Here is a 17,368-nt window from a genome sequence, read left to right on the forward strand (position 1 = left end):
GCGGTCGTACGGCGATGCGTGCGAGGGGCGTACGGCGGTCGTACGGCGGTGCGGTGGCGTGCGGCCGGTGGGGACCGGGTGGGAAAGGCCGTGGCCCGGCCCCCGGGAGGGGGCCGGGCCACGGGACAGGACCGGCGGCGGCGGGTTCCGCCGGGCGTCAGAGCCCGCAGGTCTCCGACAGGGACTGCGCCGAGGCGCTGCCGTTCCGGGTGGGGGTCTGGCTCGGCCTGGCACCCACCCCCGACCTGGACGGCGTGGGCGTGGGCGTGGTGCCGCTCACCCCGGGCTCCGGGGTGGTCCCGCCCACTCCGGCCGAGGACGTCCCGTCGGCCGGAGAGGCGGTGGCGCCCGCGGCCTGGGCGCCGCGGGCGGGCCGGACCGACTGGCGCAGCGCCCGCGCGGTCGCGGTGCGGATCTTCGCCCAGTCGGGCGCGCCGCTGTAGAACTCCGGCGGCACGAACTGGAGACTGGTGATCTTCGCGCCCTTCACCTTCAGGGCCAGTTCGGTCAGCGGGTCGAGCAGCTCGCGGGGGATGTTCGTGGTGGCGAGCTTCTTGGCGGCCTGTGCGATCTTGATGAAGTTGGTCAGCACGACCTGCGGCGTGGCCTGCTGGGCGAAGGCGCCGATGACGCACCGCTGCCGGCTCATCCGGGAGAAGTCGTCGCTGTCCACCCGGGAGCGCCCGTACCAGAGGGCCTCCTCGCCGGAGAGCGTCCGGTGACCCGCCTTGATCGTGCCGGCCGTGCCGAAGTGGCCGCCCCAGCGGATGTCGTGGTCCACCCGGATCTTCAGGCCGCCGATGGCGTCCACGAGGTGGGCGAAGCCGTACATGTTGATCAGGGCGTAGTAGTCGATCTTCAGGTTGAGCGTGTAGCCGATGGTCTCCATCAGGGCCTTGGGGCCGCGCTGCCCGTCCTTGCCGTGCACGAGGTCGGGGTTGTCCTCGGCGTACTGCCAGATCTCGTTGAGCAGGCCGCCGTTGGGCAGCTCGGCCATGTAGCCGTTGGGGAACCGCTTGGCCAGCGGGGTGCCGGGCCGGAAGCGGACGTGCTGCAGGTTGCGCGGGAGGCTGAACAGCACCGTGTTGCCGCTCGCGACGTCGATGCTGGCCACGGTCATGCTGTCGGTCCGTACGCCGGTGCGGTTGCCCGCGGCGTCACCGCCGACGAGCAGGAAGTTCACCCGGGAGTGGCCGGCCCAGGGATCCTCCTCCTTGATCGGCGCGGCCGTCGGGTTCGCCGTCTCCTGGCTCTGGAAGATGGCGTTGGCCGTGTCCTTGACGGCCAGCACGCTGCTCGCGGCGTATCCGAACGGCGCCATCACCGACACGCACAGCACTCCGGCCGCGACGCCGGAGACGATCTGGTCCCGGCCCTTCAGCCGGTTCGGGCCGAGGGTGATGTAGGAGAAGAGCACCAGCAGGAACCAGGCGAGCGCGCCCACCCCGGTCAGGGCCACCAGACCCGCCAGCGTGCTGTCCCGGGTGAAGAAACCGACGTTGTTCGACAGGGTGAGCCCGGTGACCAGCGCCGCCACCAGCAGCGCGGCGAAGACGCCGAGCAGGATGTACCCGATGCGGCGCCGTCCGGAGCGCAGGTGCGCCGCGCCCGGGAGGATCGCCGACAGCGCGGTCCAGCCGACGATCGAGGCGGCCGTCAGCGGCCTGGCGAACCGCATCCGTTTCCCGGGGGCCGCCTTCCCGGAGCCGGCCGTCCCGGGGGTCCGCTTCCCGGAGGCTCCGCCGGGGGCCTCGGGGGCGGCCGGGCCCGAGCCGGACGCGGGAGAGGGCCCTGAGCCGGACGAGGGGGAGGATCCCGATCCGGGCGCGGAGGAGGGACCTCCCGCCGAGGCCGTCACCGCGGGCTGCCCCGCGGCCGGTCCGGCGGGGGCGGCCTGCGGCGAGGGCGTTCCGGCGACGAGCTTGTCCTGGGGGCCGGGCGGCTGCCCCGGGACGCCCGGTGCTCCGGAGCCTCCCGGGCCGCCGTTCAGCGGGCCCGGCGGGACCGCTCCGCCCTGCGGGGCCGTGCCGTTCCGGACCTTCCGGAAGGCCCGGGTCTTCTCCGGATCGGCGGGGCCGTCCGGAGGCGCGGCCGGCGTGCCGTGCGGGCCGGAGCCCGGTGCTCCGTGCGCGGCCGATGCTCCGTGCGCGGCCGATGCTCCGTGCGCGGCCGATGCTCCGTGCGCGGCCGATGCTCCGTGCGCGGCCGATGCTCCGTGCGCGCCCGGCGCGCCGGAGGGATCGTGCGGGCCTGGGGATGTTCCGGGGGTTTCTGCGGGTGTTCCGGGGGCCGCGTCACGCTGCCGGGTGCGTCGTTGCCCGCCCTCGGCTGCGCCGTCCCCCGAGTCCTGCCCAAGGTGCATCGTCACACCGCTTCCTATGGTTCATCCCGGCCCGTCTGGCAAAACAGCCAAGATTCCCTGCTTACACGAAATTTGCCAGGATTCTAGCTCCCATACCGGTACATGACAGACACATGATCAAGTAGCGGTTAACGGAGGCCGAAGGCATGGCGACGGTCAGGACGTCGTGGACGCCGGAGCCAGCCAGGTGTTGCACTGGAAGGTCTTGTTCTTCTCGTAGCCCTGGCGGAACCAGCGGTTGTTGTTGGCGGGGGAGCCGTGGTCGCGGGGGGCGCCCGCCCAGTCGCCCACGCGGGAGTAGAAGTAGTAGAGGGTGTTGCGCCGGGCGGGGGTGACCGGATAGGTCGCCGAGACCGAGCGCATGAACATCGCGCCGAAGCAGGTGGCCTGCAGCTCGAACCTGCGGCTCAGAGCCAGCCTGCCGCTCCTGCTGCTGGAACGCAGGCTCTGCTGCCACCAGGTGTTCGACAGGCCCGAGAGCTGCTGGACGTGGTGGCCGTACTCGTGGGCCATCATGCTGACGATCCCGCCGTGCCAGTTCGTGAGCTGGCCGTACCCCAGGGAACGGCCCGAGCCCCGCACCATGGCGGAGGTCGAGGCGTAGATCGTCTCGTTGCGGGGGCAGTAGTACGGCACGATGCTGCCGGCCGAGGGGAAGTCCCCGCACGCGCCGCGCCCCCTGGTGGAGGTGAGGGCGTAACCCGGCCTCCGCCATTCGATGCCCTGCTGCCGCAGGATCTGCGACCAGCCCTTGTCCAGACACCGGGACGTCTTCATGATCACTGACTTGAGCTGGGCGTTGTCATAGAGGTTCGCCGACCCGGCGGGGCAGGAGACCCGGGGCAGGCCCCCGGCGCGGTAGAGGGTGTTGTTCTTGAGACTGGTGTTCAGCACCCTCCGGGGCTGGGCGTCCGTCGTGTCCGTCGTGTTCTCGGAGGCCTGGGAGTCGCCGGAGGTGTCGGCGGCGCCCGTGCTGCCCGTGGTGGGCTCGGGTGAGTCCGTCTCCGTGGGCGTCGGGTCGGCCGGCTCGCTCGTCCGCGCCTCGTACGGGGTGAAGGTGGGGAGGGCGACCGGCGAGATCGGGTCGGAGCGGTGGCCGCCACGGATGACCGCGCCGACCACGATGAGCCCGACGAACGCGACCGCGATCGCCCCGAAGAGCCCGCCGATGACCGCGCCGGCGTTGGAACGGCGGCGCGGCGGCTGCCACTGGGGGTAGGGCGAGGGGCCCTGGAGGGGGGCGGGCGGCGGCATGGGCGGCGCGGGCGGCATGCCGTACGGCGGCGGCCCCTGCGGCTGTCCCCGGGGTGGTCCCTGTGGCGGTCCCTGCGGTGGAACCGGTTGCGGGAACGGCTGAGGGGACGACTGCGGGGCGGCCGGAGGGTACGACTGCGGAGCCGTCGGGAGGAACGACTGCGGCGGAGGCCCCTGGACCGGCCGGGGCGGGTACCCCGGCGCCGGAGGCGTCCGCGGAGGACGTCCCTGCGCCGGGTGTCCATGTGCCGGATGTCCCTGCGGCGGCCGGCCCTGAGGAGGGTGGGTCGTACCCGGGTGCCCCGGACCCGAGCGCCCCGCTCCCGGGTGCTCCGGCGACGGGAAGTGCCCCGGGGCGGTCGGCCGCGGGGGGAACGGCTGGGGCGGGCGCCCCTGCTGCGGCGGGGAAACGGGCACATCCGGACCCCCGTACGGATGGCCGTAACCCCCGGGTCCGGCCTGCCCCGGCGGAGGCCCCGGAGGCGGTCCCTGCGGTGGAGGGCCCTGGGGCGGGTACCCCGGCGGCGGGGCCTGGGGCGACCCCGGGGGAGGGGTGGAGGCCCAGGCCTGCGGTGGCGGGTGCGGATGTCCCTGTGGCTGAGGCGGCGGCGGAGGGAATTGCCCGTTGCCTGTCACGCTGTCTCCCCGTAAACCATCTGTCCCCTGTGACCCGTAGATCGGGATCATTCTGGAATTTGGGGCGTAAGCATACTGATTTATCATCCGTCACGGATGTAGCCGCAATCAATTACATTCCGGAATCATCCGAGGTGATCTCAGTGATGTACCGGACTGAGCGGGTTCGCGTGTCCTAGCTTCAAGGCATGAATCTGCAGCAGCTCCGCTACGTGGTCGCGACAGCGGAGCATCGCACCATGACCGACGCGGCCAAGTCGCTGTACATCGCGCAGCCCGCCCTGTCGCGGGCGATCAGGGATCTGGAACGAGAACTCGGAATGACGTTGTTCGCCCGCTCGGGGCGGGGCGTGGTCGTCACGGCGCAGGGCCGCCGGGTGGTCAAGCTCGCCCGGGAGGCACTCGACGCCGTCCGCGAGATCGAGGAGTTGTCCGCCCATGGCCAAACGTCCGACACCGAACTGCGCATCGCCTCCACCCCCAGCCTGGAGCCGGGGCTGGCCGGCCGCCTCCTGCCCGCCTACACCGCCGAGCGTCCCGGGGTACGGGTGCACATCGTCCGCTGCGACGGGCGCGACGGCGTGGTCAACGCCGTCCGGGACCAGCGGGCCGACCTCGGCCTGACCGACCTGCCCGTCCCCGCCGACCTGGTCAGCCACCCGCTGGAGCGCCAGGAGATCGTGCTGATCTCCCCGCCCGGCGTCGAGCTGCCCGACCCGGTGCCGATGAACCGGCTCAACGGCATGCGGCTGGTCCTGCCGGTGCCCGGCAGCGCCCGGCGCAGGGAGTTCGACGCGCTCTTCGCCAAGTACGGCGTCGCCCCCGTGCCCGCCGTACAGCTCGACGAGCGCGGCAACTGGCTGAACACGGTCCGCTCAGGCGCGGCCTCGCTGCTGTGGTACCGGGGGATGGCCGACCAGGCCCTCCGGGCCGGACTGCGGGTCCGCTCCCTCGACCCCTCGGTCCGCCGGGTGATCGCCCTCATCCACGCGCGACGGCGGCTGCCCGCCCTCGCCCAGGAGTTCCTGTCGGTGGCCGAAGGTGGGTCGGCCGCCTGACGAAGACCCCGGTGACCGGATGTGGGCCGGTCTCCTGACGAAGAGGTCTTCCGTACGACATCCCCCAGAGGCGGCGCAGGTGGGAGCGCCGGCCTCTCCGGCTCCGGGCGATAGGCTCGGCCCCGATGAACACCCTGCGCCTGCGCGGCCGTGAGTTCCGGCCCGGCGAATTCGCGATCATGGCGGTGGTCAACCGCACCCCCGACTCGTTCTTCGACAGGGGCAGAACGTACGGCTTCGCGGCGGCCCTGGACGCGGTGGACGCCGCCGTCGCCGGCGGCGCCGACATCGTGGACATCGGCGGGGTCAAGGCGGGTCCCGGGGACGAGGTGGACCCGGCCGAGGAGATCCGCCGGGTGGCCGGTCTGGTCGCCGCGGTCCGCGAGCGCCACCCCGATCTGATCATCAGCGTCGACACCTGGCGCGCCGAGGTCGGCGCGGTCGTCGCACGCGCGGGCGCCGACCTGCTCAACGACACCTGGGGCGGGGTGGACCCCGACCTCGCCGGCGTCGCCGCCGAACACGGCATCGGGCTGGTCTGCGCCCACGCCGGGCGCGCCGTCCCCCGTACCCGCCCGCACCGCGTCGCCTACGACGACGTGGTCGCCGACGTCATCGGCTACACCGTCGGCCTCGCCGAGCGCGCGGTCGCCGCCGGGGTCGCCAGGGAGTCGATCCTCATCGACCCGGCCCATGACTTCGGCAAGAACACCTGGCACTCCCTGGAGGTCGGCCGCCGCCTGCACGAGATGGTCGCCACCGGCTGGCCGGTGCTGGTCGCCGTCTCCAACAAGGACTTCGTCGGCGAGACCCTCGGCGGCCTGCCGGTCGAGCGGCGCCACGCCGGCACCCTCGCCACCCTCGCCGTCTCCGCCTGGCAGGGCGCGCGGGTCTTCCGGGTCCACGACGCGGCCTCCGCCCGCGCAGCCCTGTCCGCCGTCACCGCCCTGCGGGAACGGACCGGCGCCTGAGACCCACGCCGTACGGCCCGCACCGCACGGCCCACGCCGTACGGCCCGCACCGCACGGCCCGCGCTGTACGGCCCGCGCGCCCGTCGGGAGCGGAGACGTACGGCGGACCGTCGTCAGGAGTAGAGGACCGACAGGAACCGGACGAGCACCGCCTCGCGCCGGTCGGCGGGCAGGGCGTCCAGCACGGCGTTGACCACCGCCATCTCCGGGCGGCCCGACCCGCCGCGGAGGTCCGCCCCGACGGCGGCGGCCAGCTCGGCGAAGGCCGCGTCGTCCAGCGCGTCCAGGTCGAGCCCGGCCACCAGCTCCACCAGGCCCTCCGGCAGTTCGACGGGCCCGCGCCGCCGCGCCGCCGCCGCGCACTCGGAGATCACCTCCAGCATCGCGTCCACCCCGCGCAGGGTCACCCCGGTGACCGTGACGTGCAGGTTGGCCGGGATGCCCGCGTAGGACAGCTGCGGCTGCAGGAACCAGCCGCGCTTCCTCGCCTCGTCGGCCAGCACGAACACGTCCGGGCCGTCCGGGGCGTCCGGGTCCTCGGGGCCGAAGGCGACCAGGGCCGAGTCCGGGTCGCCGAGCACCCGCAGGCCGTCGATCGCCGCGACGCCCTCGCGCAGCCTGCGGGCCGCCGCCAGCGTCGCCCGGCCCAGCTCCAGGTAGCCGTCCCGGCCGAGGGCCTGCAGGGTGGCCCAGGCCCCGCCCAGCGGGCCGGCGGACTTCGAGCTCTGCACGGTCGCGTTGATGATCGTGTAACCGGGCCAGGACGCCGACGCGAAGTACGCCGCGCGCCGCAGCGCCGGGTCGGCGAACAGCACCACCGAGGCGCCCTTGGGGGCGTAACCGAACTTGTGCAGGTCGCAGGAGAGCGAGGTGACCCCCGGCACCGACATGTCGAACGGCGGGACGTGCGCCCCGGCCTCGCGCAGCCACGGCAGCAGCCACCCGCCGACGCAGGCGTCCACGTGGCAGAGCACGCCGCGCGCGGCGGCCGTCGCGGCGATCTCGGCGACCGGGTCCACCACGCCCTGCGGGTAGGACGGCGCCGAGGCGACCACCAGCACCGTGTCGGGGGTGATCGCCGCCTCCACCGCCGCCGGGGAAGCCCGGAACGTCACCGGGTCCACCGGCACGGCGTCCACCGCCACCCCGAGGTAGTGCGCGGCCTTGTGGAACGCCGGGTGCGCGGTGACCGGCACCGCCATCCGCGGCCGGCCCGCGACCGGCCGGGAGTCGCGCGCCGCCTTCACCGCCAGCATGATCGACTCGGTGCCGCCGCTGGTGAAGACGCCGTGACCGCCGCCGAGCAGGCCGGCCACCGCGCCGACCACCTGCCGCTCCATCTCCACCACGCTCGGGAACGCCGTCGGGTCGAGGGTGTTGACCTCCAGCATCTCGAAGTAGGCGCGGGCCGCGGCCTCGTGCACCTCCGGCCGGCCGGTGTCGTAGACGTAGGCGGTCACCCGGCCCCCGCGCACCGGCAGGTCGTCCTCCCTGAGCCGGCCGATCTCGGCGAGCACGTCCTCGATGTCACGGCCTTTTTCCGGCAGGCTCACGCGGGTCTCCTTCGGGTCGGCGCGGGGGGCGAAAGGTGGGGTACGGCGCGCACCCCCGACTCTACGGTCCGGGTCACCACGGGGAGGAGCCCCGGAACGCCCCGGGGGATCGCGCCGGGAGAGGACCAGGAGCGGCACGGGGTGCGGCGGAGAGGTTCCCGGGAGCCGGTCGGACCCGGGCCGCCCGATCGCGGCGGGGTTCCTCCCGGTCCCGCGTACGGCGGGTCAGGCGGGAGCGGGCGCCGGCCGGCCGGGCCCCGCCAGGCCGGCGAGCACGACGTCGACGGCGCGGTCCAGGGTGTCGGGCGGGGTCCGCGTCGTCGCCGATGCCTGGGCCAGGCCACGGATGAGCAGGTAGACCTCCTCGACCGTGACCGAGGGCCGCACGGCCCCGGCGTCCTGCCCCCGGCGCAGGATCTCGCCGACCACGGACTTCAACCGGTCCGACGCGGCGACGGCGCCGGCGGGGAACTCGTCGCGGTCGGCCACCAGGGAGACGAGGGTGAGTTTGGTGGCACCAGTCTTGATCATCGTCCGTATGAGGACGCGCCATGCCACGGCCGGGTCGGCGTCGGCGATGAGCGCGTGGGCCTGGCCGGTGAGCAGCTCGAAATGCCGCAGCAGCGCCGCCTCTACCAGCTCCTCCTTGGTCGGGAAGTGGCGGAAGACCGTGGCGATGCTGACGGCGGCTCGCCGGGCCACCTCCTCGGTCGATCCGGCGGCGCCGTGTTCCCCGAACACCGCCTCCGCCGCGGCCAGGATCCGTTCCCGGTTCTCCCGCGCGTCCTGCCGCATCCGGCCTCCTCGTGATCGCTGATCTCATTTCGGGGCTTTAACCGTAGTCTGGACTACGGTACGGTTTCCGAAGTCCAGACTACGGTTACCTCCGGAGGATCCCATGCCGCAGCCGTGCACACCGACAGAGGTCGTCCAGGCCGTCGCCGCGGGAGTCAGCCGCCTGATCGCCGGCGGGCTCACCGAGCGCGAGCGGGAGGCCGAGCTCGACCATCTGGCCGGCCTGTACGCCGAGCGGACCGACGTCCGGCACCCGTTCGCGCCGCTGGGCGACACGCCGCTGCGCACCCGCGCCGAACTGCGCCGGCACTTCGCCGAGGGGCCGGCCCAGGCACGGCGGCCCGACCGGTTCGAGCCCGTGGGCCATGTCCACGAGACGGCCGACCCCGAGGTGGTCGTCTTCGAGTTCAGCTACGTCGGCTCGATGGCCGGTCGTCTTTTCGAGCTGCCATGCGTCTTCGTGTCACGGGTGCGCGACGGCGTCATCGTCGAGTCCCGCGACTACGGTGACCATCTGGGCCTGGCGCGGGTCTTCGGCGGGCTCGACGGTCTGGTCACCGCGCTGGCCGCGGACTCCCGTCCCGAGTGAGCCTTCCGCCTCACCAGCGCGTTTCTCATACAGGCGATCAGGCCCAGCGGATTCCGCCACGAAAGTCCGCGGCTAGGACAGCGGGAGGCGGACGACCGCGCGCAGGCCCGGGGCGGCGTCCTCCAGGGTGACCGCGCCGCCGTGGGCGTGCACGGTCTCCCGGACGATCGCCAGGCCCAGCCCGGCGCCGCCGTGGTCGCGGCTGCGGGCGCTGTCCAGGCGGGTGAAGCGGTCGAAGACCCGTTCCCGGTCGGCCTCGGGGATGCCGGGGCCGTCGTCGGTGACGGTCAGCACGGCGTCGGCCCCTTCTGCGCGCAGCTCGACCACGACCGGCGAGACGTTGTGCCGCAGCGCGTTGTCCACCAGGTTGACCAGCACCCGTCCCAGGTCGAGCGCGTCCCCGGTCACCGCGATCGCGTCGTCCGGGCACTCCTGATCGGACGGCCGCCCGTCCGGGCGGTCCCGGCCGGGGAGACGGACGTCCGGATCACGCCGCCCGTCGAAGGGCTCGTCCCGGCGGATCCGGTCCGTGGAGCGGCCGTCCGGGGCGGGGGCGATCCGGACCGTGACGGCGTCGCCGTACCGTTCGACGGTCTGGAGGATCAGCCGGTCCAGCTCCACCGGCTCCCGGCGGGCCAGGGCGCCGCCGCGTTCGTCCAGCCGGGCCAGCGCGAGGAGGTCCTCGGCCAGCCGGGCCAGGCGCATGGTGTCCTCCAGCACGCCCTCGGCGGTCTCCCGCCAGTCCTGCCCCTCGGGATGGCCGAGCGCCACCTCCAGCTGGAGGCGGATGCTGGCCAGGGGGCTGCGCAGCTCGTGCGCGGCGTCGGAGACCAGGGCCCGCTGGCGGGCGTCGGCCTTCTCCAGCCGGGTCAGCATGTCGTTGAGGGTGACGGCCAGGCTGTGCACCTCGTCGCGGGCCTCCGGCACCGGCAGCCGCCGGGAGCGGGCGGTGTCGGTGATCTCCTCCGCGCCCCGGCGCAGCGCCGTGATGGGCCGCAGCGTCCCGCCGATGATCACCCAGCTCACCCCGGCGAGCAGCACCAGAAGCAGCGGGGTTCCGACGAGCAGCACGTGCGCGGCGGTGCTGACGCTGGTCTGCACCTCGCTGAACGGACGGGCGGCGATCACCGTCCGCCCCTGGTCGGCGCTGAGCACCAGGACCCGCAGCACGTGCGGGATCCCGTACGGCCCGCCGTCCACGAAACCGGCGCGGCCCCGCGCGACCGCCGCGGCGCGCTCCCCGGCGTCCAGCAGCGGCAGGAGCCGGTCGGTGCCGGGGGTGGCGTGGGCGACCCGGCCCGCCGCGTCGATCACCTGCACCAGGACGCCGTCCGGCGAGGTCATCTCGACCGGCAGCCGTCCGGCGTCGGCCAGCGAGACGACCTCCCTGGCCCGCCGGTGGATCGCGTCGTCGGTGCCGGTGATCAGGGCCCGGCCGAGCACGCCCACCAGCACGTAGGCGGAGGAGGCCAGCGCCACCGCGAGCACGGCGGAGGCCACCGCGGTCAGCCGGAAGCGCAGGCTCCTGCGCCGCCACCAGCCCGTGCGCCGCCCGCGCGGGGAGGCGGGGACGGTCGTGCCGCCGGGCGGCCGGACCGGATCGGTCACGGTGCCGGACGGTCGCGCCGGGCCGGTCACGGCGCCGGACGCTCGTGCCGGACCGGTCGTGCCGCCGGGTGGCCGGGCCGGGCCGCGTGCGGGCGGGTCAGCCGCCATCGCCGGACAGCCGGTAGCCGGCGCCGCGCACGGTCCGCAGCGCGTTCCGGGAGAACGGCACGTCGATCTTGCGGCGGAGGTAGCCCACGTACACCTCGACGACGTTGGGGTCGGTGTCGAAGGTGTCCCAGACGTGCTCCAGGATCTCCGACTTGGACACCACCTCGTCCCGGCGGCGCATGAGGTACTCCAGCAGCGCGAACTCCCGGGGCGTCAGCTCGACCGGCGTCTCGTCCCGGGCGACCCGCCGCCGGGCCGGGTCGAGCGACAGGTCGCCCGCCCGCAGCACCGCGGGGCGGCGGCCCGCGCCGCGCCGCAGCAGCGCCCGCAGCCTGGCCACCAGCACGACGTAGGAGAACGGCTTGGTCAGGTAGTCGTCGGCGCCCAGGTCGAGGCCGTCGGCCATGTCGTACTCGCCGTCCTTGGCCGACAGCATCAGGATCGGCACCCAGTTCTCCTCGGCCCGCAGCGCCTTGCAGACGTTGTAGCCGGACAGGCCGGGCAGCATGATGTCCAGCACGACCACGTCGTAGTCGCCGTGCCTGGCCAGGTGCAGGCCCTCGTGGCCGTCGTGCGCGAGGTCCACCGCGAACCCCTCGGCCTGCAGGCCGCGCTGGAGGGCCGCCGCCATCCGCCGTTCGTCCTCCACGACGAGAACCCGCATTCCGCCTCCTTCGCTGTCGGTCGCCCCATTTTCCGCCGACCGCCCTGAGAGGCGGCTGAGAACGCTGTGAGCCCTCTCAGTCTGTCTCAGCCTCAGCACAGGGTCGTTCGCGCAGGCTGACGATGCAGGCACTGAAGCAATACCGTTAAGGAGTGATATGTCACAACGAACCACACGGGGTCGGGTCGTGAGGTGGGGTGTGCCGGTCGCCGCGATGGCGGTGGTCGCCGCGGCCGTCGGCGCCGGCCCGGTCATCGCCGCGGTCCAGGGCGACCCGGTGCTGCCCGAGCGCACCGCGAGTCAGTTGCTGGCCGACGCCGTACAGGCCGGGAGATCCGGCCCGAAGCCCATGTCGGGCACGCTCGTGCAGACGGCCTCCCTCGGCCTGCCGGGCCTGCCGGACGTGTCCGGTTTCGGCGGCACCTCACCCGCCGCCCTGCTCGCCGGCTCCCACGAGCTGAAGGTCTGGTACGGCGGAGCCGACCGGATGCGGTTCGCCCTGCCGGGACGGATGAGCGAGACCGACCTGATCGTCAACGGCGGCCAGGCGTGGCTGTGGGAGAGCGACGCCAACAAGGCCACCCGGCTCACCGGCGACACCGGCGCGGCCGCGCGTTCCGAGACGGCCGTGCCCGCGGCCGTCACCCCGCAGAAGCTCGCCGACGACCTGCTGTCCAGGCCCGGCACCGTGGTCGGCGTGACCAACACCGAGCGGGTCGCCGACCGCTCGGCCTACCAGCTCACCTTCGCGCCCGAGGACGCCTCGTCCCTGGTGCGCGAGGTCAGGCTGGCGCTCGACGGGGAGACCCTCGTCCCGCTGCGCGTCCAGGTCTACGCCAGGAGCGCCGCCGAGCCGGCCTTCGAGGTGGGCTTCACCTCCGTCGCCTTCACCCCGCCCGCGCCCGGCAACTTCGCCTTCACCCCGCCGCCGGGCGCCAAGGTCGAGGAGAAGCGGATCGACGACCTCGCCGCCGTGGCCGGCGAGCGGGCAGAGCGGGCCGAGGACCTCCGGCAGGAGGCCAAGGTCATCGGTGAGGGCTGGACCGCCGTGGCGGTGCTGCCCTTCTCCGAGCAGGACCTCAAGAAGCGGCTCCCGCCGGCGGACGGGGAACCGCCGGCCGGCCGGACCCCCACGCGGGACGCCGGGCAGGACGCCGGGCAGGACGCCGGTCAGGGCGCGGGCGCCGTCGTCGACGCCGTGCTGAAGTCCGCCCGGCCCGTCAGCGGCCCGTGGGGCAGCGGCCGGGTCGTCCGGACCAAGCTGGTCTCCGCCCTGCTGACCGACGACGGCCGGCTGCTGGTCGGCGCCGTCACCCCGGAGAAGCTGACCGAGGTGGCCGGACAGAAGTGAGCGACATGCCAGGGGACACCGGCCTCCTGGCGGGCCGCCGCGGGGAGCGTTCCGGCGCTCCTCGCGGCGCGGAGCCCGCCGCGGCGGAGGACCGCTCGATCGTCACCCGCGGGCTGACCAAGCGGTTCCGCGGCGGGCAGGTGGCCGTGGACGCCCTCGACCTGGCCGTGCCCAGGGGGTCGGTCTTCGGTTTCCTCGGGCCGAACGGCTCGGGCAAGACCACCACCATCCGCATGCTGCTCGGTCTCGTCACGCCGACGGCCGGAACCTGGGAGCTGCTCGGCCGGCCGATGCCGGACGGGATGGCCGCGGTGCTGCCGCGGGTGGGAGCGGTGGTCGAAGGGCCCGCCTTCTACCCGTACCTGACGGGTGAGGCCAACCTGCGCCGTTACGACGCCGCCGACCCGTCGGCCGACCCGCGCACGGCCGCGGCGCGGATCGGGAACGCCCTGGAACGGGTGGGCCTGACCGCCGCGGCCGGCAAACGCTACCGGGCCTACTCGCTGGGCATGCGCCAGCGGCTGGCCATCGCCGCCGCGCTGCTGGGCCCTCGGGAGCTGCTGGTCCTGGACGAGCCGACCAACGGCCTGGACCCGCAGGGCACGCGCGAGGTGCGGGCGCTGGTCAGGGAGATCGCCGCCGAGGGGACGACCGTGTTCGTCTCCTCCCACCTGCTGGCGGAGGTGGAGCAGATGTGCTCCCACGTGGCCGTCATGCGGACCGGACGGCTGGTCGCGCAGGGCACCATCGCCGATCTCCTGGCGCGGGAGACGGTCCGGATCCGGGTGGAGACCCCCGACGTCGCCCGGGCGGTCGAGGTGCTGGCCGCCGCCGGGCTGACCGGGATCCGCCCCGGGGACGGCGAGGCCGACGCCGAGCTGGGCGCAGGGGAACCCGATCGGGTCTGCGCGGCCCTGGTGGCGGCGGGCGTCGCCGTACGGGGGCTGGGCGTACGGCGGCCCAGCCTGGAGGACGTGTTCGTGGGCCTGACGGGGGAGGGGTTCGATGTCGACGGTTAGCGGTGCGGTCCCGGTGACCGGCGCCGGACGGGCGGCCGGCGCGACGCGGGCGTGGCTGCGGCTGCTCGGCTCCGAACTGGGGATGATCTTCCGCAGGCCGCGGAACCTGGCCGTGCTGGCCGTCCTCGCCGTGGTCCCGGTGCTGCTCGGCCTGACGCTGCGGTTGATGACCGGCGTGGACGACGGCGGACGGATCGAGGGTGAGCTGGCCATCCTGGACCGGGTCACCGGGAACGGCCTGTTCCTGGCCTTCGCCGCGCTGATGGTGCTGGTGCAGTTCATGCTGCCCGTCGCGGTCTCCGTGGTGGCCGGGGACTCCGTCGCCGGGGAGGCGGGCGCGGGCACGCTGCGCTATCTGCTGGTCGCCCCGGCGGGCAGGCTCCGGCTGCTGGCCGTCAAGTACGCGGGCGCCGTCGTCTTCTGCCTGGCCGCCGTCTCGACGGTCGTGCTGTCGGCGCTGCTGATCGGGCTGGTGCTGTTCCCGGTCGGCCCGGTCACCCTGCTGTCCGGCGCGACCGTGTCCTTCGCCGACGGCCTGCTGCGGATGGGCCTCGTCGTGCTGTACCTCACCGCGGGCATGGCGGCGCTGGCCGCCGTCTCGCTGGCGATCTCCACGCTGACCGAGGTGGCCATCGGCGCCATCGCCGCCACCGTGGTGCTGGTCATCGCCGCCCAGGTCCTCCGCGCCATCCCGCAGCTCGCCGACCTCCAGCCCTACCTGCTGACGCACTGGTGGACGGGGTTCGACGGGGTGCTGCGCGACCCGGTGGCCTTCGGGGACATGGGCCGGGGCCTGCTGGTCTTCGCCGCCTACATCGCGGTCTCCGGCTCGGTCGCCTGGGCCCGGTTCGCCGGGAAGGACGTCACGTGCTGACCTTCCCGGAAGCCGGTCGCGGCCGGGACCGGGACGGCGGTCGCGGCCGGACGCGGGCCGGGGCCGTGATCCCGGCCCAGGTGCGACTCAGGGAGCGTGACCTCGACCGCGTACGGGACCGCGTAGGGAACGGCGGCCGGGACCGGGACGGCGGCCGGGACCGGGCCTGAGCCGGGTCGCGGCCGCCGTCCGTTCACGCGCCGCGGGTCGTGAGCGTCACCGTGACCGGGCCCGCCGGCCGCGGAACCCCGCACGAACCGCTGTCCGCTCCCGCGTCGGCGGCGGGGGCGGCCTCGGCGGCCGGGGAGACCGTCACGGGGACGCCGTTGAACACCGCGTTCCCCGACAGCGGGTCGATCACCGTCTCGTCGGTCAGCGCGTTGGCGTTGACCCCGGCGTGCCCGGCCGCGACCCGCAGGGAGCTCCCGGCGTGGCCCCACCCGTGGGGCAGGCTGACCACCCCGGGCATGATCGACTCGGTGGTCTCCACCGGCACGGTCAGCTCACCGGCGGCCGAGCGCACCAGCGCCTCCCCGCCCAGGCCGAGCCGGGCCGCGTCGCTGGGGTGGACGTGCAGGGTGCAGCGGTTGCTGCCGCCGACCAGCGTGCCGACGTTGTGCAGCCAGCTGTTGTTGGACCGCAGCTGACGCCGCCCGATCAGCACCATCTCCGGCGGGGCCGCGTCCAGCCGCCCGCGCAGCCGGTCCACCTCCGCGGCCAGCGGCTCCGGAGCCAGCTCCACCCGTCCCGACGGCGTGCACACCAGCTCCGACAGCCGGGGCTCCAGCGGGCCCAGGTCGATGCCGTGCGGGTTCTCCCGCAGCTTCGCCAGCGACAGTCCGTACGGGCCGAGCTGGAGGATCGCGTCCAGCATCAGCTCCGGACCGCTGTCGCCGGTGAGGCCGGCGCGCAGCTCGGCCACCTCGCGGCCCTCGAACGGCGAGCCGGGCGCCTGGACGGCCCCGCCGAGGACCTGACCGACGATCATCTCGTCGAGTCCCGCCGGGTCGGCGTCCGGTCCCGCCCCGGCGGCGATCAGCGTCAGCTTCGCCAGGATCTCCGCCTCTGAGAGCTGCCCCGGCTCCAGCGGCAGGATCGCCGGGGAGAAGCGGGTGTAGTTGCGCACCGTCACGGTCAGCAGCAGGAAGTCGTAGTGCGGCATCTGCAGCATGCGCGGCGGCGGCAGGATGACGTTCGCGTGCCGGGTCGTCTCGTTCAGGTACGGGTCCACGCAGACCATGAAGTCCAGGTCGGCGAACGCCCGGTCCAGCCGGGGCCCGTTCGGCGCCGACAGCACCGGGTTGCCCGCGATCGTGATCAGCGCCCTGACCTGGCCCTCGCCCGGCGTCTCGATCTCGTCGGCCAGCGTCGCCACCGGCAGCTCGCCCATCGCCTCCGGCACGCCGCGGGCGCGGCTGCGCCAGTTGCCCCCGCTGTACGGCTGGCCGGTGCGGAAGAACTCCAGCGCGGCGGTCCTGGTGAACATGACCCCGCCGGGCCGGTCGAGGTTGCCGGTCAGCGTGTTGACCACGTCCACCAGCCACTGGGTGACGGTGCCGAACTCGGCGGTGCAGGTCCCGATGCGCGAGTAGACCGCGGCGGAGGGCGCGGCGGCCAGCTCGCGGGCCATCCGGACGATCTGGTCGGCGGGCACCCCGCAGACCCGGGAGACCGCCTCGGGGGTGAAGTCGCCGGCCAGCCGCCGCAGCTCCTCCAGGCCGCCGACCTCGACGCCGACCCGGTCGAGGACGGTGAGGTCCTCGGCCAGCAGGGTGTGGACGACGCCCATCAGCAGGAAGGCGTCGGTGCCGGGCCGTACGAAGACGTGCTCGTCGGCCATGGCCGCGGTCCGGGTGCGGCGCGGGTCGACCACGACCAGCTTCCCGCCGCGCGCCCGCAGCGCCTTGAGGCGGCCGGGGAAGTCCGGGGCCGCGCAGAGCGAGCCGTTGGACACCGCCGGGTTGGCGCCGATCACCAGCAGGTGGTCCGTGCGGTCCAGGTCGGGCACGGCGATGGCCATCGCGTCGCCGTACATCAGGCCGCCGGCGACCTGCTTGGGGATCTGGTCGATGGTGCTGGCCGAGAAGACGTTGCGGGTGCCGAGCGACTGGGTGAGCGGCATCCGGTACATGAAACCGGCCATCGTGTGGAAGGTCGGGTTGCCGAAGTAGACGGCGAGGGCGTCGCGGCCGTGGGCGTCGATCACCCCGTTCAGTCCCTCGTGGACCGCGCGGAACGCCTCCTCCCAGGTCGCCTCGCGCCACTCGGCGCCCTCGCGGATCATCGGCGCGCGCAGCCGGTCGGGGTCCTCGTCGATGCGGCCGAGGCTCGCCCCCTTGGGGCAGACGAACCCCTTGGAGAACGGGTCGTCGGGGTCGCCCTTGACCGAGGTGACGCGTCCGGCGTCGTCGAGCGTCAGCCGCAGGCCGCAGACGGCGTCGCAGATGGGGCAGGTCCTGTGCGCGGTTCTCATGGGCCCTCCTGGCTCGTCGGAGATCGTCATCGTGTGGTCGGGTCGCGCTCGT

Annotated in this window: 13 protein-coding genes; 6 read left to right on the forward strand and 7 right to left on the reverse strand. The window is 74.1% G+C overall.

Annotation, left to right across the window (positions count from 1 at the left end; genetic code table 11):
* Window positions 1-157: 157 nt before the first annotated feature.
* Together ACFYSC_RS19555 and ACFYSC_RS19560 are read right to left on the reverse strand one after the other, a co-directional pair.
* The gene (locus tag ACFYSC_RS19555) at window positions 158-1,678 is read right to left on the reverse strand and encodes an LCP family protein (protein WP_389963221.1); all 1,521 of its coding nucleotides are present in this window, start codon (window positions 1,676-1,678) and stop codon (window positions 158-160) included.
* An 840-nt stretch (window positions 1,679-2,518) separates the two neighbouring features.
* Window positions 2,519-3,616 (reverse strand): neutral zinc metallopeptidase, encoded by a 1,098-nt coding sequence (locus ACFYSC_RS19560; RefSeq protein WP_389963224.1) that lies wholly within the window; start codon window positions 3,614-3,616, stop codon window positions 2,519-2,521.
* An 824-nt stretch (window positions 3,617-4,440) separates the two neighbouring features.
* Between ACFYSC_RS19560 and ACFYSC_RS19565 the strand changes: the two genes are divergently transcribed.
* Together ACFYSC_RS19565 and folP are read left to right on the forward strand one after the other, a co-directional pair.
* Window positions 4,441-5,310: a LysR family transcriptional regulator gene (locus tag ACFYSC_RS19565; protein ID WP_389963227.1), complete on the forward strand. Its 870-nt coding sequence runs from the start codon at window positions 4,441-4,443 to the stop codon at window positions 5,308-5,310.
* 125 nt (window positions 5,311-5,435) lie between these two features.
* On the forward strand, window positions 5,436-6,281 hold the full coding sequence (folP, locus tag ACFYSC_RS19570) for a dihydropteroate synthase (protein ID WP_362944995.1): 846 nt from the start codon (window positions 5,436-5,438) through the stop codon (window positions 6,279-6,281).
* A gap of 114 nt (window positions 6,282-6,395) precedes the next feature.
* On the opposite strand, the gene ACFYSC_RS19575 is transcribed toward folP, so the two are convergent.
* A complete protein-coding gene (locus tag ACFYSC_RS19575) occupies window positions 6,396-7,835 on the reverse strand; it encodes a pyridoxal phosphate-dependent decarboxylase family protein (RefSeq protein WP_389963230.1) in 1,440 nt (479 codons plus the stop codon).
* 225 nt (window positions 7,836-8,060) lie between these two features.
* Entirely contained in the window at window positions 8,061-8,630 is a 570-nt protein-coding gene (locus ACFYSC_RS19580; protein ID WP_389963234.1) for a TetR/AcrR family transcriptional regulator, read from the reverse strand.
* 103 nt (window positions 8,631-8,733) lie between these two features.
* Between ACFYSC_RS19580 and ACFYSC_RS19585 the strand changes: the two genes are divergently transcribed.
* Entirely contained in the window at window positions 8,734-9,219 is a 486-nt protein-coding gene (locus ACFYSC_RS19585; RefSeq protein ID WP_389963237.1) for a nuclear transport factor 2 family protein, read from the forward strand.
* Between the two features lie 72 nt (window positions 9,220-9,291).
* Here the strand turns inward: ACFYSC_RS19585 and ACFYSC_RS19590 are convergent, their stop codons facing one another.
* Window positions 9,292-10,827 (reverse strand): sensor histidine kinase, encoded by a 1,536-nt coding sequence (locus ACFYSC_RS19590; RefSeq protein ID WP_389963240.1) that lies wholly within the window; start codon window positions 10,825-10,827, stop codon window positions 9,292-9,294.
* 97 nt (window positions 10,828-10,924) lie between these two features.
* The gene (locus tag ACFYSC_RS19595) at window positions 10,925-11,599 is read right to left on the reverse strand and encodes a response regulator transcription factor (RefSeq protein WP_389963243.1); all 675 of its coding nucleotides are present in this window, start codon (window positions 11,597-11,599) and stop codon (window positions 10,925-10,927) included.
* Window positions 11,600-11,786: 187 nt separating this feature from the next.
* Here ACFYSC_RS19595 and ACFYSC_RS19600 point away from each other — a divergent pair, with 187 nt between their 5' ends.
* The 3 genes from ACFYSC_RS19600 to ACFYSC_RS19610 are packed head-to-tail and all read left to right on the forward strand — an operon-like array spanning window position 11,787 to window position 14,843.
* On the forward strand, window positions 11,787-12,950 hold the full coding sequence (locus ACFYSC_RS19600) for an outer membrane lipoprotein carrier protein LolA (RefSeq protein ID WP_389963246.1): 1,164 nt from the start codon (window positions 11,787-11,789) through the stop codon (window positions 12,948-12,950).
* Between the two features lie 5 nt (window positions 12,951-12,955).
* Window positions 12,956-13,969 carry an ABC transporter ATP-binding protein gene (locus tag ACFYSC_RS19605; protein WP_389963580.1) on the forward strand — a complete coding sequence of 338 codons (1,014 nt, stop codon included), beginning with the start codon at window positions 12,956-12,958 and terminating at the stop codon, window positions 13,967-13,969.
* A complete protein-coding gene (locus ACFYSC_RS19610) occupies window positions 13,956-14,843 on the forward strand; it encodes an ABC transporter permease (protein WP_389963249.1) in 888 nt (295 codons plus the stop codon). The genes ACFYSC_RS19605 and ACFYSC_RS19610 overlap by 14 nt, the downstream gene beginning before the upstream one ends.
* Window positions 14,844-15,036: 193 nt before the next feature.
* Here the strand turns inward: ACFYSC_RS19610 and ACFYSC_RS19615 are convergent, their stop codons facing one another.
* The gene (locus ACFYSC_RS19615; protein WP_389963252.1) at window positions 15,037-17,316 is read right to left on the reverse strand and encodes a molybdopterin-dependent oxidoreductase; all 2,280 of its coding nucleotides are present in this window, start codon (window positions 17,314-17,316) and stop codon (window positions 15,037-15,039) included.
* Between the last annotated feature and the right edge of the window lie 52 nt (window positions 17,317-17,368).

Origin of the sequence: Streptosporangium sp. NPDC004379 (genome assembly GCF_042873875.1) — a bacterium.
GTDB lineage: Bacteria > Actinomycetota > Actinomycetes > Streptosporangiales > Streptosporangiaceae > Streptosporangium.

Coding starts and splice junctions, on each gene's coding strand:
- ACFYSC_RS19580 (WP_389963234.1), bottom strand. CDS start 8,630: ATGCGGCAGGACGCGCGGGAGAACCGGGAACGGATCCTGGCCGCGGCG.
- ACFYSC_RS19595 (WP_389963243.1), bottom strand. CDS start 11,599: ATGCGGGTTCTCGTCGTGGAGGACGAACGGCGGATGGCGGCGGCCCTC.
- ACFYSC_RS19585 (WP_389963237.1), top strand. CDS start 8,734: ATGCCGCAGCCGTGCACACCGACAGAGGTCGTCCAGGCCGTCGCCGCG.
- ACFYSC_RS19560 (WP_389963224.1), bottom strand. CDS start 3,616: ATGCCGCCGCCCGCCCCCCTCCAGGGCCCCTCGCCCTACCCCCAGTGG.
- folP (WP_362944995.1), top strand. CDS start 5,436: ATGAACACCCTGCGCCTGCGCGGCCGTGAGTTCCGGCCCGGCGAATTC.
- ACFYSC_RS19605 (WP_389963580.1), top strand. CDS start 12,956: ATGCCAGGGGACACCGGCCTCCTGGCGGGCCGCCGCGGGGAGCGTTCC.
- ACFYSC_RS19555 (WP_389963221.1), bottom strand. CDS start 1,678: ATGCGGTTCGCCAGGCCGCTGACGGCCGCCTCGATCGTCGGCTGGACC.
- ACFYSC_RS19565 (WP_389963227.1), top strand. CDS start 4,441: ATGAATCTGCAGCAGCTCCGCTACGTGGTCGCGACAGCGGAGCATCGC.
- ACFYSC_RS19610 (WP_389963249.1), top strand. CDS start 13,956: ATGTCGACGGTTAGCGGTGCGGTCCCGGTGACCGGCGCCGGACGGGCG.
- ACFYSC_RS19615 (WP_389963252.1), bottom strand. CDS start 17,316: ATGAGAACCGCGCACAGGACCTGCCCCATCTGCGACGCCGTCTGCGGC.